General features: G+C 61.9%; 1 pseudogene. It reads left to right on the top strand.

The features are described 5' to 3' along the window. Window positions 1–383: pseudogene (locus tag LUU93_RS21535) on the top strand (hypothetical protein); the annotation flags it as partial.

Raw genomic sequence — 383 nt, 5'->3', positions numbered from 1 at the left:
CCGGAGAGGAATTCGAGCTGCCGCCGCTGAACAAGCTCGGCATCGAGCCGCTCGACGAAGAAGCCTTCACCTTGAAGGCGTTCCGCGAGAGGCTGGAGAAGCGCTCCACGCGCATCAAGCCGCTGCTGCTGAACCAGGAGCACATCGTGGGCCTCGGCAATATTTACGTCGACGAGGCTTTGTTCCAAGCGCGCATTCATCCCGAGCGTTCGCCGGAGAGCTTGAGCCCGGCCGAATGGAAGAAGCTGCACGAATCCATCCGGGCTACTCTTGCCCGGGCCGTGGAGGCCGGTGGCTCGTCGATCAAGTCGTACGTGAACGGCCAAGGCGAGATGGGCATGTTCCAGCATCAGCTGCTTGTGTACGGACGGAAGGACGAGCCT

This window comes from Flavobacterium soyae (genome assembly GCF_021245985.1).
Taxonomy (GTDB): Bacteria; Bacteroidota; Bacteroidia; order Flavobacteriales; family Flavobacteriaceae; genus Flavobacterium; species Flavobacterium soyae.
This window is presented reverse-complemented; position numbering and strand designations above follow the sequence as displayed.